Source organism: Campylobacter subantarcticus LMG 24377 (genome assembly GCF_000816305.1).
GTDB lineage: Bacteria > Campylobacterota > Campylobacteria > Campylobacterales > Campylobacteraceae > Campylobacter_D > Campylobacter_D subantarcticus.
On record NZ_CP007773.1, the window covers coordinates 1,204,679 to 1,218,011 of the forward strand.

Annotated in this window: 14 protein-coding genes; 7 read left to right on the forward strand and 7 right to left on the reverse strand. The window is 27.9% G+C overall.

Translation table 11 applies throughout. The features are described from left to right. Positions 1-12: 12 nt before the first annotated feature. Both CSUB8523_RS06255 and CSUB8523_RS06260 read left to right on the forward strand, forming a co-directional pair. Positions 13-465, forward strand: a complete 453-nt coding sequence (locus tag CSUB8523_RS06255) for an O-6-alkylguanine-DNA/cysteine-protein-methyltransferase (protein WP_043019944.1) — start codon at positions 13-15, stop codon at positions 463-465. A gap of 1 nt (position 466) precedes the next feature. Continuing rightward, a complete protein-coding gene (locus tag CSUB8523_RS06260) occupies positions 467-1,345 on the forward strand; it encodes an EamA family transporter (protein ID WP_043019945.1) in 879 nt (292 codons plus the stop codon). Here CSUB8523_RS06260 and truA read toward each other — a convergent pair. From truA to glmU, 7 genes are read right to left on the reverse strand one after another with little or no spacing between them, the layout of a single operon-like run. Next, positions 1,299-2,033 carry a tRNA pseudouridine(38-40) synthase TruA gene (gene truA / locus CSUB8523_RS06265; RefSeq protein WP_043019946.1) on the reverse strand — a complete coding sequence of 245 codons (735 nt, stop codon included), beginning with the start codon at positions 2,031-2,033 and terminating at the stop codon, positions 1,299-1,301. The genes CSUB8523_RS06260 and truA overlap by 47 nt on opposite strands. Next, positions 2,033-3,058: an LptF/LptG family permease gene (locus CSUB8523_RS06270; RefSeq protein WP_039664176.1), complete on the reverse strand. Its 1,026-nt coding sequence runs from the start codon at positions 3,056-3,058 to the stop codon at positions 2,033-2,035. The genes truA and CSUB8523_RS06270 overlap by 1 nt, the downstream gene beginning before the upstream one ends. After that, positions 3,055-3,804, reverse strand: coding sequence for a prepilin peptidase (locus tag CSUB8523_RS06275; RefSeq protein ID WP_043019947.1), 750 nt, complete (start codon positions 3,802-3,804; stop codon positions 3,055-3,057). The genes CSUB8523_RS06270 and CSUB8523_RS06275 overlap by 4 nt, the downstream gene beginning before the upstream one ends. Further along, positions 3,801-4,469 (reverse strand): polyprenyl diphosphate synthase, encoded by a 669-nt coding sequence (gene uppS, locus CSUB8523_RS06280; RefSeq protein WP_039664178.1) that lies wholly within the window; start codon positions 4,467-4,469, stop codon positions 3,801-3,803. The genes CSUB8523_RS06275 and uppS overlap by 4 nt, the downstream gene beginning before the upstream one ends. Before the next feature lies 1 nt (position 4,470). Beyond that, on the reverse strand, positions 4,471-5,091 hold the full coding sequence (locus CSUB8523_RS06285) for a hypothetical protein (RefSeq protein WP_043019948.1): 621 nt from the start codon (positions 5,089-5,091) through the stop codon (positions 4,471-4,473). Then, the gene (gene coaBC, locus CSUB8523_RS06290) at positions 5,088-6,251 is read right to left on the reverse strand and encodes a bifunctional phosphopantothenoylcysteine decarboxylase/phosphopantothenate--cysteine ligase CoaBC (protein ID WP_043019949.1); all 1,164 of its coding nucleotides are present in this window, start codon (positions 6,249-6,251) and stop codon (positions 5,088-5,090) included. The genes CSUB8523_RS06285 and coaBC overlap by 4 nt, the downstream gene beginning before the upstream one ends. Next, positions 6,248-7,540, reverse strand: a complete 1,293-nt coding sequence (gene glmU / locus CSUB8523_RS06295; RefSeq protein WP_043019950.1) for a bifunctional UDP-N-acetylglucosamine diphosphorylase/glucosamine-1-phosphate N-acetyltransferase GlmU — start codon at positions 7,538-7,540, stop codon at positions 6,248-6,250. The genes coaBC and glmU overlap by 4 nt, the downstream gene beginning before the upstream one ends. A gap of 162 nt (positions 7,541-7,702) precedes the next feature. Here glmU and CSUB8523_RS09825 point away from each other — a divergent pair, with 162 nt between their 5' ends. The 5 genes from CSUB8523_RS09825 to CSUB8523_RS06315 all read left to right on the forward strand — a co-directional run bounded on the left by CSUB8523_RS09825 (position 7,703) and on the right by CSUB8523_RS06315 (position 13,287). Then, positions 7,703-8,200: a hypothetical protein gene (locus CSUB8523_RS09825; protein WP_052243684.1), complete on the forward strand. Its 498-nt coding sequence runs from the start codon at positions 7,703-7,705 to the stop codon at positions 8,198-8,200. A gap of 27 nt (positions 8,201-8,227) precedes the next feature. Continuing rightward, positions 8,228-10,048, forward strand: a complete 1,821-nt coding sequence (locus CSUB8523_RS06300; RefSeq protein ID WP_052243685.1) for an autotransporter outer membrane beta-barrel domain-containing protein — start codon at positions 8,228-8,230, stop codon at positions 10,046-10,048. A 139-nt stretch (positions 10,049-10,187) separates the two neighbouring features. Beyond that, a complete protein-coding gene (fliP, locus tag CSUB8523_RS06305; protein ID WP_039664183.1) occupies positions 10,188-10,922 on the forward strand; it encodes a flagellar type III secretion system pore protein FliP in 735 nt (244 codons plus the stop codon). Positions 10,923-10,975: 53 nt separating this feature from the next. Further along, positions 10,976-12,724, forward strand: coding sequence for an aminodeoxychorismate synthase, component I (aminotransferase-4 domain-containing) (locus CSUB8523_RS06310; RefSeq protein WP_043019951.1), 1,749 nt, complete (start codon positions 10,976-10,978; stop codon positions 12,722-12,724). Then, a complete protein-coding gene (locus CSUB8523_RS06315) occupies positions 12,721-13,287 on the forward strand; it encodes an anthranilate synthase component II (protein WP_039664185.1) in 567 nt (188 codons plus the stop codon). Before CSUB8523_RS06310 ends, CSUB8523_RS06315 begins: the two co-directional genes overlap by 4 nt. Positions 13,288-13,333: the final 46 nt, after the last annotated feature.

The window sequence follows — 13,333 nt, forward strand, 5'->3', positions numbered from 1 at the left end:
ATAAGGAAAAATATGTATAAAAATTTTTATAAAGCTAGTTTTGCTTATATTCTTTTACAAAGTGATAAAGATAAGCTTGTTAATGTTGATTTTGCTACATACAAGCCTAATTTCACCAAAGATAAACACCCTATTTTAGAACAAGCCTTAGAAGAATTAGACCTTTATTTTAACAAAAAACTCTTTGCTTTTAACACATCCTTAGCTCTAAAGGGGAGCGAATTTGAGCAAAAAGTATATAAAGCTTTAATTAAAATTCCCTATGGACAAACTAAAACATATCAAGAAATTGCTTCTTTTATCAATCATCCAAAAGCTTTTAGAGCGGTAGGTAATGCAAATTCTAAAAACAAACTTGCAATTTTTATACCTTGCCATAGAGTGGTAGCTAAAAATCACTTAGGCGGATACAATGGTGGTTTATTTATTAAAGAAGCTTTACTTAAATTAGAAGGTGTGCTTTAAAATGCCTAGTTTATTACTAGCAAGTTTTATTTGGGCTTTTTCTTTTCCATTAATTGGGCATTTTATAACTTTAGAAATGGATAGTTTTTTTGCTGCATTTGCAAAAGTTTTTTTGTCTTTATTAGTATTTTTGCCTTTTTTAAATTTTAAGCTGAATTTGCATTTAAAACTAAAACTCATAAGCATTGGAGCTTTACAACTTGGTATGATGAATTTATTTTATTATCATTCTTTTTTATATTTAAGTGTAAGCGAAGTAGCGCTTTTTACTATCTTTACGCCTTTTTATGTTGTGTTTTTTTATGGGCTTTTTTCAAAAAATCTTAGATATTTATATTTTATAAGTATTTTTATATGTATTATAGGTGCTTTTGTAGTTAAATTTGATAATATTAACTCTAATTTTTTATATGGCTTTTTACTTATTCAAGGAGCTAATTTGGTATTTGGCGCTGGACAAAGTTTTTATAAAATTTTATTAGAAAAAAATACAAATTTAAGTCAAAAAGAAGCTTTTGCTTATTTTTATTTAGGTGCAATCTGCGTAACCTTACCTGCTTTTTTATTTTTTGGAGATTATAATAATTTACCATCCAATTTAAGCTCCTGGATAGCTTTGATATATCTTGGTACTATTGCTTCAGGGCTTGGATATTTTTTATGGAATAAAGGCTCTACTGAAGTAGATAGTGGAGTTTTAGCCTTGATGAATAATGCCATTATACCTATAAGTATTTTTATCAATATGAGTATTTTTGGAGTAGATGTAGAGCTACTACCTTTTTGCATAGGGACTTTAATCATTCTTTTTTCGTTTTTTATACATAAAAAAATCATGCATTATTATGATAAGAAATCTTGCTCAAATACAAACCACTAGCAGGAGCTAAAAATCTACAATGAGCTTTTTTAGCATTGATTTGTTCTAAAAGCTCATTTTGGCTCATTTTTCCTTCTAATACCTTTAAAATACTTGCCATCATCATTCTAATTTGCGATCTTAAAAAACCATTTGCTTCAAAATAAAACACAGTATAATTTTTATAAGCATAAACTCTAGTTTTATACATTTTTCTTATACTTGTTTTATTATCAGAGCCTTCTTTTTGAAAGAGTTTAAAATCATGTTCTCCTTCAAATAAAAAAGCAATTTCTTTGGCTAATTTAATATTTATTTTTGGATAAAAATGAACATAAGAAGCTAAAAAAGGATTATATTTCTCATGGCTTATGATATATCGATATGCTCTTTTTTTCACATCAAAACGCACTTGGAAATTTTCTTGCATTCTTTGAATATGCTTTATATGTATAAATGGGTGCGCAAAATGATTGATTTTATTTTTTAAATACACAAAATCTTTAAAATGTTCTCCCACTTTTACACAAGCAACTGCATTAAATGCATGCACACCTTTATCAGTTCTTGAAGCAAATAAAGGCTTTTCATAAATACCTAAATGTGATAAAGCCTGCACTAAAGCATCTTGGACACTAAGCTTATGTGGTTGGGTAGCTGAACCTTGAAATTTAGAGCCATCATAAGAAAAAGTTAATTTCAAAAGCATTAATACTTACTTGCAATTTTTGCTTTAAAATAAAACAAAGAAGCGATTAAAAAGCTTGAAAAAATCACAGCAATAGCTACAAAAGGAGGATTATAAAAACTAATCAAAAGCGTAAAATAAGCAAAAATAATCACAAAAATTCCAAAATAAGCAAAACCTTTTTCATAACGATAAGTTACTATACCAAAAGAGAGTGCAAAAAGCACACTAGCTAAAGGAAATAAAGCTATAAGAATATAAATAACAAATTCTTTTGCCTTTTCTTTATTATTTGTCACATCAGACCAATACCCATAAAAACTTTTGGTATTTAATTCCTTAGAAGAAAGTTTGCTTTTAATTAATAAATTTTTAAAACTCGAAATATGCCAATCTTCTTCCTTAATCTCATAAGCTTTTCCCTCATCTAGTTTAAAAGTAATCACTCCATCATTTGTTTCTAACTTTCCTTCTTTGGCTAAAATCACTTGTTCTTTATCTTGTGAGTTTTTCTTTGGATGATACATTATGATATTTTTATAAGTTTCATCAGAATTTTTAGTATCAATAAAAACAAGCCATTCTCCATATCTTTGTCCAAATTCTCCTGTTTTTATACTTACTTTAGCACTAATTTTTTTATAATCTACAAAATTATCAAAAAGTTCAAAAGATATAGGTATAAAAACCAAAACCACAACAAGCATAAAAGCACTTACTAAAGCTGCAATTTTTGCAAAAAAACTTGCTATCATACCTGGAGCTATGCTCAAAGCAAATAACACTGTGCTTTCATTTTCCCTAGAAAGTCTATAAAAGGCCAAAGTTAAAGCTATGAAAAAAGATATGGGTAAAGTAAAAATCAATATCTTTGGCAAAAGAAAAATATACAATTTGATTAACTCAAAAAAAGTAATTTCAATATAAGCAGTAATTTTAGCAAGTTGTATAAAAAATATAATCGAAACAATAATAAATAAGGTAAAAAACAAAGACAACATTGTGCTTAAAAACTGATTAAGCAAATACTTATAAACTAGTTTCATAATATACTTTCTATACTTAGATTAATCAAAATTCCACAAAATAGAAAAGGAATCATAGGCATTTGATAATCTTTCTTAGCTATTTTTATAAACATCAAAAGACTTAAAAAACTTGAAATAAATAAAATCAAAAAGCCTTTTTCATAGCCAAAAATTCCAAAAATCAAAGCTATTATTATAACATCACCTTCCCCTAAACTTTCTAAAATTTCATCTCTTTTTTTAAAATTTTTAATAAAGTTAATCATACTTTTTAGTATAAAAATTAACCCTGCCCCAAAACACACTCGAAATAAAAAGCTATCTTGAAAATTTTCTAAATTTAAACCATTATGTAAAAAATCAAAATAAAAAGCCAAAATAAATAAAATCCAAAGCCAAAACTCACTCACTGCTTTTAAGTAATAATCCATCCAAGAAAGTACTAATAATACAGCTAACATACAAGCAAAAATTAAAATTTGAAAAGCATCTTCAATTAGATAAAAAGCAAAAACAAACAAACATGCACAAATAAGTTCATTAAAAGGATAAATCAAAGAAATTTTTTCTTTGCAAAAAGCACATTTGCCTTTTAAAAATACAAAAGATAATAAAGGAAAAAGATGATAAAATTTTAAAGTTTTAAGACATTTGGGACATTTTGATCTTGGGCTTATTATGCTTTCTTTATTAATTGTTCTTAAAATCACAACATTGACAAAAGAACCCACGCAAAGCCCTAGCAATAAAAAGAAAAATATCATTTACCAAAGGTTCTTTTGCGTTTTTTAAACTCAGCAATGATATTTGCGATTTCTTTTTTAGTAAGTGCAGGAAATAAAGTTTGACTAAAATAAATTTCTGCATAACTTGACTGCCATAATAAAAAATTTGAAATTCTTTTAGCACTCCCTACCCTTAAAAACAAATCCACATCTTCACTTAAGTCAAGATTTGCCTGTATATTCACTTCATTAATTTCAAGATTTTTTTCAATCACCTTTTTAACCGCTCTAACTATTTCATCCTTACTTCCATAGGAAATAGCTAAATTTACACATAATTTTGTATATTTTTTAGTTTGTTCTTGAAAATTTTGTATTTTTTTTAAGGTTAATTCATCTAAAAGACTTAAATTTCCTATAGCCTTAAAACGCACTTTATTGGATATAAATTTATTTAAAGATTCATCAAGATATTTATTTAATAGCTTAAAAAGAAATTCCACTTCTTCTTTTGATCTTTGCCAATTTTCTGTACTAAAAGCATAAAGGGTTAGATTTTGAATTTTTTCATCCATACATACTTCTATGATTTTTTCAACAACTTTAGCACCTTGACTATAGCCGATTTTTTCTAAAAGTCCATTTTTTCTAGCCCATCTTCTATTGCCATCCATCACCACAGCAAGATGTTTTAACTCATTCATTCTATCCCTTTATATCCATCAATCTTTTAAAAACAAACATAGGATTAAGCGTACTAACTACTTCAAATTTAAAATACTCGTTTAAAAAATGTGCTACTTTAGTAAAAGGTGTTTGTATGCGTGTGATTTTACCATTATCAATTATAATTTTTAAAGCACCAAAAATTTCAAAATACAAATATACCTCTAAAATATTTCCATTTTTCTTAGCTTCAAGCAAAGCCCTATTCCCCTTATAAACAAAAGGTATATGATAAATTCCTTCAAAAAACGCAAAAAACATTTCCTTGTAAATTTCAAACTCATACGCGCTTTTACTTTCCATAAGTCTTTGAATAATGAATTTTTTATACCAAGCTTTTTCATCGCCTTCTTGCAAAAGTTTTTCTATAAGCTCAACTCCTTCTTCAAAAAGTCTAATTTTAGGCTTTTTCAAAAGATTTTTAAAAGAAATTACACCTTTATCTTCATAAACTTCAGCTAAATACTCCTCCCCTACTTCAAGTTCTATCATACTTTTTGTTTCAAGCTTTTTAGTGTTTAAAAGCAATACATAGCGATTATATGCACGTTTTTCTAAAATTTGCATTCTTACAGGCAAGGTTGAATTAATGATATTCACCAAAGCTTCCTTAATTCTTGCGCTAAAATAAAGCCAAGTTTTTCTTTGCTTTGTTTAAAACTTTGAGAAATATTATCTTTAGTAATAAAGCAAATGCTATTTTCATCACTTCCAAAGCTCATTTGCTCATTTAAGACATTTAAACACACCATATCTAAATTTTTACTAATTAAAGTTTTTTTAGCATTTTCTAAAGCATTTTGCTCATCAAATTCCATTTTAAAGCCTATTTTTTTGCCTTTAAAATCTAAATTTTTTAAGATGTCTTCATTCAGCTTTAATTTTAAATCAAGTCCATTTAAATGCTCATTTTTCTTAATCTTACCCTTATAAGCCTCAAGAGTAAAATCACTCACAGCAGCAGCCATAATTAAAGCATCAAAATCTTTGTATTTTTGCAATTTTTCTTTTAGTTCTAAAGAAGATTCAAATTTTTCTAATTTATAAGGTGTTTTAAACCCTACTGAGCTAACTAGCACCACCTTAGCACCTAAAAAATATAAAGCATCAGCAACCGCCTTTGCCATTTTTCCACTTGAAAAATTACTAATACATCTTACATCATCAATTTTTTCTTTAGTCCCGCCACCGCTTACAATAAAACTTTTATTTTTAAAAAAATCTTCTTGCATTAGACTTCTTTTTAAAACATTTATAATACTATCAAGCTCAGCCAAAGCTCCTAAGCCCTCATCTTTACAAGCTAGAGTTTTAACTATAGGATCAATGATAATATAACCTTGCTCTTTTAAATTTTTTAAAGAATTTTGAGTGCTAAAATGTAAATACATGTTTGTATTTGCAGCGGGTGCGATTAAAAATGGTTTATTTTTATCTACTGCTATTAAAGTTTGAATAAATAAATTATCTGCTATACCATAGTTTAATTTATTAATAGAATTTATACTAGCAGGCGCAAAAAGCACACAATCGCAAGTCTTGCTAAAAGCTATATGATTATTAGTATTTTGCCAACTTTCATTATCTTCACATAAAATTTCATCCGCTAAAGCTTCAAAGCTAAGCTTAGTGCCAAATTTTAAAACTCCCAAACTTAGTAAAACTTTAACCCTAAAACCTTCTTTTTTTAATAAAGAAATAAGCTCATAAGCTTTATAAAAGGCTATGCTTCCACTTACTGCTAGTAAGATTGTTTTCATTTTTTACCTAGTTTTTTATAGTAAAAATCTTCTATAATTTGCGTCTTTGCTCTATTAATATACAAAGAGCCTTTTTCTACATCCTTACACACGGTGCTTCCTGCTGCGATGATTACCTCATCTTTTATCTCAACCGGAGCGATAAATTGCGTATCTGAACCCACAAAAACATTTTTACCTATTTTGGTCTTATGCTTTTTAACCCCATCATAATTACAAGTGATAGTACCACAACCTATATTAGTTCCCTCATCTATCTCACAATCCCCTAAATAACTCAAATGCCCTGCTTTAACTCCATTTAATAAAGCATTTTTACATTCTACGAAATTTCCTATATGGGTATTTTTAAGCTGGCATTTTGGACGCAAATGTGCTAAAGGTCCTACATCGCTATTTTCTACTATACTATCTTCAATCACACTTGAACTTTTGATGATAGAATTAATGATTTTTGATTTTCCCTCTATACGCACATTTTCATACACTTCACACTCACCTACAAACTCAACTTCATCTGAAATAAAAGTCGTCGCAGGCATGTGAAAAATCACTCCTTGCTTCATCCATTCTTTTTTAATCGCTTCTTGCATAAGATCTTGAGCTAGGCAAAGCTCAATTTTATCATTTACCCCCATAAAATCTTGCTCATTTACAAACACCGCATCGATTTCATAGCCCTTTTCTTTTGCTAAATAAACCGCATCGGTTAAATAATACTCTTTAGCTTTATTATCATTTTTTATCAAAGGCAACACTTCTTTTAAAATTTGTGCTTTTATAGCATAAACACCACTATTGCAAATATTTATAGCAAGTTCTTCTTTACTTGCATCTTTTGTTTCTACTATTTTTTGAATTTTATTTTCTTTTAAAACTATTCTTCCATAACTTTTTGGATCTTTTGCCTTAAAAACTGCCACATTAAAATCACTCTCATTTAAAGCTATTTTTTCCAAATCATCTGCTTTAACTAAAGGCATATCACCACATAAAATTAATACTTTTTCATGCTTACTCTCATAACCCCTTAAAGCCCCTGCAGTGCCTGGAAAATTTTGCAAGTCTTGTTCTAAAAAGCGTGTATTTAGAAAATGCTCTAAAACAACTTGTTCAACCTTTTCTTTTTGATGAGAAAGCACCACACATACATCATCACTAATTTTATATGCTTGTTTTAAAATATGTAAAATCATTGCTTTTGAGCAAATTTTTTGAAGCACTTTTGGATTTTGTGATTTCATACGCGTGCCAAGGCCAGCAGCTAAAATAAGCACAGAAATTTTCATAATTTACCTTTGTTTTAAAAATTATTGCTTATTTTAACAAGCTAAAGTAAAAATTCTTACTGATTGTTATTTGTTTTTTACAGATTTTCATTTACTTTAAACTTAAATTTATGGGGGGGGGTATAATGCTTTTTTCAATTTAAATTTACAAGGAGTAATCAAATGAAACTTTCTTATTACACAAGTAAAGTTTTAATGGGAGTTAGCATTAGTGCTTTATTAAGCAGTGCTGCTTTAGCAAAAGAGATAGTTTATGGAAATTTTTCTGATTTTTTTAACTATAAAGATGGAATTTGGAGTTTAGATTCTAAAGAAAATATAGAATTAAAAATACAACCTGGAAGCATTCAAGCATATTATGGTGGAGAAAATCATGATAAACCTATAAAAGAATTTAATATCAAAACAAGTGGTATTTTAACTATTGGAGATAAAGATAATTGGATAGATGTGGGTAGCACTTCAACTAATGAAGCAAAATATGATTTATATAGTGTTAATTTAGAAGCAAAAGAAATCATTTTAAATTCTGATAGAGCTACCTTAGAAGCAAATAAAGCTTTTAATATAAAAGGAAATGTTACGCTTAATGGTAGCTCACCTATAACAAATGATAATATACATAATGAAGAACTTGATAGACCTCTTTTAGAAGTATGAAATGGATATGGCGAAAAAGATGGCTATATGAGCATACAAGGAAATTTAAATGTAAATAATTCTTTTATTGGTATATATGATGCAAATAAAAAAGGTGGCTTGATCTCTGTAGATGGAGATGTAAATATAAAAGATTCAGCTATAGGCATAAGCACAAATAGTGTTTCAAATTTAGGTATAAACAACTATGTAGCTATAAAAACAACAGGTAGCTTTAATGAAAATATAGATGAAAACATAGTAACTGCACTATATACTAAAGATATAACAAGCATGCTTGAAACAAGCAATTTACTACCAAAAAATGTATTTTTTGAAGATACTGATTTGGCTCAATTTACAGATTATAAACTTAGTGTTTCTAATGATGGCAAAAGTCTTTTAATTAGCGGTGGTGCTAATAAAAATGTAAGAGATTTACAAAAAATATTAAAATATGAAATTGATATTAGAAAAGAAGCTTTAGATAGCTTTAATCATATAAAAGAAGATATTAAAAGAAATGAAAATTTAGAAAATTCTGGATTTGGAACCTACCAAAAACCAGGATATATTGGCGATGATGCTATGCTTGAAGCCATAGCACAAGCAGAAAAAGAACTTCAAGAACAAATTCAAAAATTAGAACAACAAATCCAAGATATAAAAGATAATGGTGGAAAATTTGATGGTAGTGATTTAGTTGAAAATATGAAAGATGTTAGCTTAGAAAATAAAAATTTAGCTGTAAATATGCTAAATAATATTTTAGATTCTAAACTTAGCAATGACGCTGTCGCAGCACTCACTCTAGATACCACAGGAAAAAATCTAAACACACTTACCACAAATACAAAAGCAAGTGCAAAAGCTATAGTAAATAATGCTCAAAATTCTTCTGTTAATTCATCTATAGGCGTGGCAAATGACCTAGCAATTGGAACAAGAATAGCAAAACTTTCAAATCCTTATCAAGATAAAGCTTTAGTGGAAAAATTTGCTACAACCCATATAGCAGCACTAGCTAATGATGTTTATAATTATTATGGAAATTCTTCATTTAATAATAGCTTTTGGGGTAATGTTTTTGGCGGTGCAAATATCATAGATGGAGATAGTGGCGCTTTATATGGATTTACACTAGGTGCTGATAGAAAAATCAACGATAGTGCTTTGCTTGGTTTTTATTTTACCTATGCTGATTCAACTATCAAAGATGGTATTATGGAACAAAAATCAGATAATTACCAATTTGGTATTTATTCTTTAATTAATCCAAACGATCAATGGGAAATCAATTTAAGAGCTTATGGGCAAATTTCTCCAACAGATCAAAGTGTAATGATGTTAAGTGATTCTAGTAATGCTAATTTTGATAGTAAATTTTTTGGTTTAAGTGCTAATGCTGGTAGAATTTTTAATCCAAATTCATCATCATTATTCATCAAGCCTTTTGCTGGTATAAACTACTATTATACACACACTCCAAGTTATAAAGAAAGTGGTATGTTTGCAAAAGATGTTCAAAGCATGACAAATAATTCCATATCTTTAGAACTTGGTGCTGAATTTAGAAAATATATGAGTGAAACATCATATTTATTTATCACTCCAAAAATAGAACAATATGTAATGAATAATGGAGATGATTATGTAGCTGGATTTGTTGGATCAAATTCAAATTTCATCATCAAAGGTAATGACAAGAAAAAAACCTATGGACAAATCATTATAGGTGGTAATGTAGATATTAACGAGCAATTTAGCCTAAACGCAGGTGTTGGAGCCAAACAAATACTAGCTGGTAAAACAGATGGTAAAAATGAAACTTATGTAAGTGGTCAAGTAGGTTTTAAATACAAATTCTAAAAATCTTTCGAGAAACTCCTTAAATGCTAGAGCAAAAACTCTAGCATTTTAAAATAAACCATTAATTCAATCATATAAATTGCATTTTTAAGAGTAAAATTGCTAAAATAGTGCTTTTAATTTTAGCTAAGGAAATATTTTGAGGGCTTTACTTGTTTTATTTTTATCAAACTTAATTCTTTTAGGTGCTGAAGCAACCATACCAACTGTAAATTTAAGTCTTAGCGCACCAAGCAGCCCTCAACAACTTGTAACAACCCTGAACATAGTCATAGTTTTGACCATACTTGCACTTGCGCCAACAATCATTTTTGTAATGACTTCATTTTTAAGACTTATAGTGGTGTTTTCTTTTTTAAGAACTGCTCTTGGTACTCAAACTATGCCACCTAACACTATCTTGGTAACCCTAGCTTTGATTTTAACTTTTTTTATTATGGAGCCAGTTGCTACAAAATCATACAACGAAGGCATAAAACCATATATCGCTGAACAAATCGGCTATGAAGAAGCCTTTGCTAAAGGCGTTAAACCTTTTAAGGATTTTATGCTAAAAAACACTAGAGAAAAAGACTTAGCACTTTTTTATAGGATCAGAAATTTAGAAAATCCAAAAACCATAGATGATGTTCCTTTAACGGTTCTAGTACCAGCCTTTATGATAAGTGAGCTCAAAACTGCTTTTGAAATAGGCTTTTTGCTTTTCTTACCATTTTTAGTTATTGATATGGTAGTAAGCTCGGTATTAATGGCTATGGGTATGATGATGTTGCCACCTGTTATGATTTCCATGCCTTTTAAATTGCTTATTTTTGTTTTAGTAGATGGATGGAATTTACTTATACAAAATCTCGTCAAAAGCTTTTTAACCTAGTAATTTAGAGTAAAAATATGTGTATTCTTATTTTTCTAAATCAAAGATTTTAAATGGCATTTGCTATCTTTGGAAAATACCTTTATGATGATCTTGCCTTCATTCTTAAAGCTCACACTCAAAAAGAAAGCAAGAAAGCTTTTAAAATCATAAAAAAATATAAAAATCAATATTATTTTTTAGGTTATATTCAATACGAATTTTATAAATATCTAGAAGATAAAAACTATAAAAGCAAAGAGCCTTTTTTATATTTTTTTGCTTTTAAAACAAGAAAAATATTTAAAAATGAAGAAAAAAAATTAGACTTTTACCCAAACTTTTCATCCAATTTAAATCAAGAAAAGTATTTTGAAAACTTTGACAAAGTCAAAGATGCCATAGCTAAAGGACAAAGTTATCAAGTTAATCTTACTCAAGAATTACATTTGCAATCAAATCTTAGTTTATATGAGAGTTTTTTAAGCCTTTATCCTAAGCAAAATACCCCTTATAAAGCTTATATGAAAAATGAATTTTTAGAACTAGCTTCTTTTTCACCTGAACTTTTTTTTAAAATCAAAAATAAAAAAATCATCACAAAACCCATGAAAGGTACAATCAAACGCTCAAATAATCCAAAAGAAGATGAAAATCTAAAAAACTTTTTAAAATGCGATGAAAAAACTATTAGTGAAAATGTAATGATAGTTGATTTATTACGCAATGATATTTCAAAACTCATCAAAAAGCATTCTTTAAAATGCAAACTTTTTAAGGTTAAAACCTACCCTACCTTACACCAACTCATTTCAAAAATAAGTGGGAAATTAAAGCCAAAAAATGATTATTTTAAAATTTTCAAAGCCCTTTTTCCATGTGGATCTATCACAGGTGCACCCAAAATAGAAACTATTAAACTCATAGAAAATTTAGAGCAAAGAAAACGCGGGATTTATTGCGGAACGATAGGTTTGATCCATAAAAACGAAGCAAAATTTAGCGTAGCCATACGCACTTTAGAGAAAAAAAATAATGATGATTTTTTAAGATATGGTGTAGGAAGCGGACTTGTGTGGGACTCACAAAAGCAAGATGAATTTGAAGAATTAAAACTAAAAAGTAAAATTTTAGAACCTAACTTTTATTTATTTGAAACAATGTATTATAAAGATCATGCTATTTTATTCTTCAAGGAACATTTAGCAAGAATTTTAAACTCAGCTAAATTTTTTGGCTTTGATACTAAAAAATTAATACATGATTTTAAAAATATACTAGAGAGTAAAGATAAAAAATTCCATTTTAAATCATTACAAAATTTTAACAATTTTGTTTTCAATCATCATTATTTTTTTACAAAAAGCAATTTTACTCAAAAAAACTCAAAAGCTATTAAATTAAAACTTTTTAAAAATGGCCTTTATGAGTTTGATTTTAGCAATATACAAGAAAATTCGAGCAAAAAACTACTCATAAGTAAAGACATCATAAAAGTAAATCTTTTAACACACCATAAAACTTCTCTGCGTAGTTTATATGAAGCAAATTCTCATCTATGGAAAGAAAATATTTGCTATGATATAGTTTTTTTTGATGAAAAAGGTTTGCTTTGTGAGGGTTCAAGAACCAACATTATCATAAATTTAAATGATGAGTATTTTACCCCTTATGCTAAAAACTGCCTAAATGGTATTTATAGACAAACACTCTTAAAACACAAGCTCATCAAAGAAAAAGATATCACTAAAGATGAGCTTTTAAATGCTAAAGAAATTTATGCTATTAATTCTTTAAGAGGCTTAAAAAAGGTATTTTTGTGAAAGTTTTGATTATAGATAATTATGATTCTTTTACCTACACCGTAGCCTTTTATTTAAAAGAATTAAACATTACTTATAAAATCATTAAAAACGATAAATTTAAAAATCCAAAAAAGCTTAAAAAATATGATTTTACCCATCTTTTAATCTCCCCTGGACCAAATTCTCCAAAAGAATCAAAGTTAAGCTTAAAAGCTATAAAATATTTTAAAAAAGATAAAAAAATACTTGGAATTTGTCTAGGACACCAATGTATAGCACATGTTTTTGGTGGTAAAATTTCTAAACTTCCAAACCCAACTCATGGTAAGGTAAAAACTATAAAATTTAAACCAAACCCACTTTTTAAAAATCTTAAACAAAATTTTAAAATTTGTTTATATCACTCTCTTTATGTTAATCATATAGGTAAAAAATGTGAAATTTTAGCCCATAGTGAAGATAATATCATCATGGCTTTAAAACATAAAAAATACGATATTTATGGAGTTCAATTCCACCCTGAAGCCATACTAAGTCAAAATGGCAAAAAGCTACTTAAAAACTTTCTTACTTTGCAATAATCTAATATTTATATTTTTTTCATTTACTTTAAACTTAAATTTATGG

What these genes read in the sequence shown, in the direction of transcription:
- CSUB8523_RS06255 (WP_043019944.1), top strand. Translation starts at nt 13, where the DNA reads ATGTATAAAAATTTTTATAAAGCTAGTTTTGCTTATATTCTTTTACAA.
- CSUB8523_RS06260 (WP_043019945.1), top strand. Translation starts at nt 467, where the DNA reads ATGCCTAGTTTATTACTAGCAAGTTTTATTTGGGCTTTTTCTTTTCCA.
- truA (WP_043019946.1), bottom strand. Translation starts at nt 2,033, where the DNA reads ATGCTTTTGAAATTAACTTTTTCTTATGATGGCTCTAAATTTCAAGGT.
- CSUB8523_RS06270 (WP_039664176.1), bottom strand. Translation starts at nt 3,058, where the DNA reads ATGAAACTAGTTTATAAGTATTTGCTTAATCAGTTTTTAAGCACAATG.
- CSUB8523_RS06275 (WP_043019947.1), bottom strand. Translation starts at nt 3,804, where the DNA reads ATGATATTTTTCTTTTTATTGCTAGGGCTTTGCGTGGGTTCTTTTGTC.
- uppS (WP_039664178.1), bottom strand. Translation starts at nt 4,469, where the DNA reads ATGAATGAGTTAAAACATCTTGCTGTGGTGATGGATGGCAATAGAAGA.
- coaBC (WP_043019949.1), bottom strand. Translation starts at nt 6,251, where the DNA reads ATGAAAACAATCTTACTAGCAGTAAGTGGAAGCATAGCCTTTTATAAA.
- glmU (WP_043019950.1), bottom strand. Translation starts at nt 7,540, where the DNA reads ATGAAAATTTCTGTGCTTATTTTAGCTGCTGGCCTTGGCACGCGTATG.
- CSUB8523_RS09825 (WP_052243684.1), top strand. Translation starts at nt 7,703, where the DNA reads ATGAAACTTTCTTATTACACAAGTAAAGTTTTAATGGGAGTTAGCATT.
- CSUB8523_RS06300 (WP_052243685.1), top strand. Translation starts at nt 8,228, where the DNA reads ATGAGCATACAAGGAAATTTAAATGTAAATAATTCTTTTATTGGTATA.
- CSUB8523_RS06310 (WP_043019951.1), top strand. Translation starts at nt 10,976, where the DNA reads ATGGCATTTGCTATCTTTGGAAAATACCTTTATGATGATCTTGCCTTC.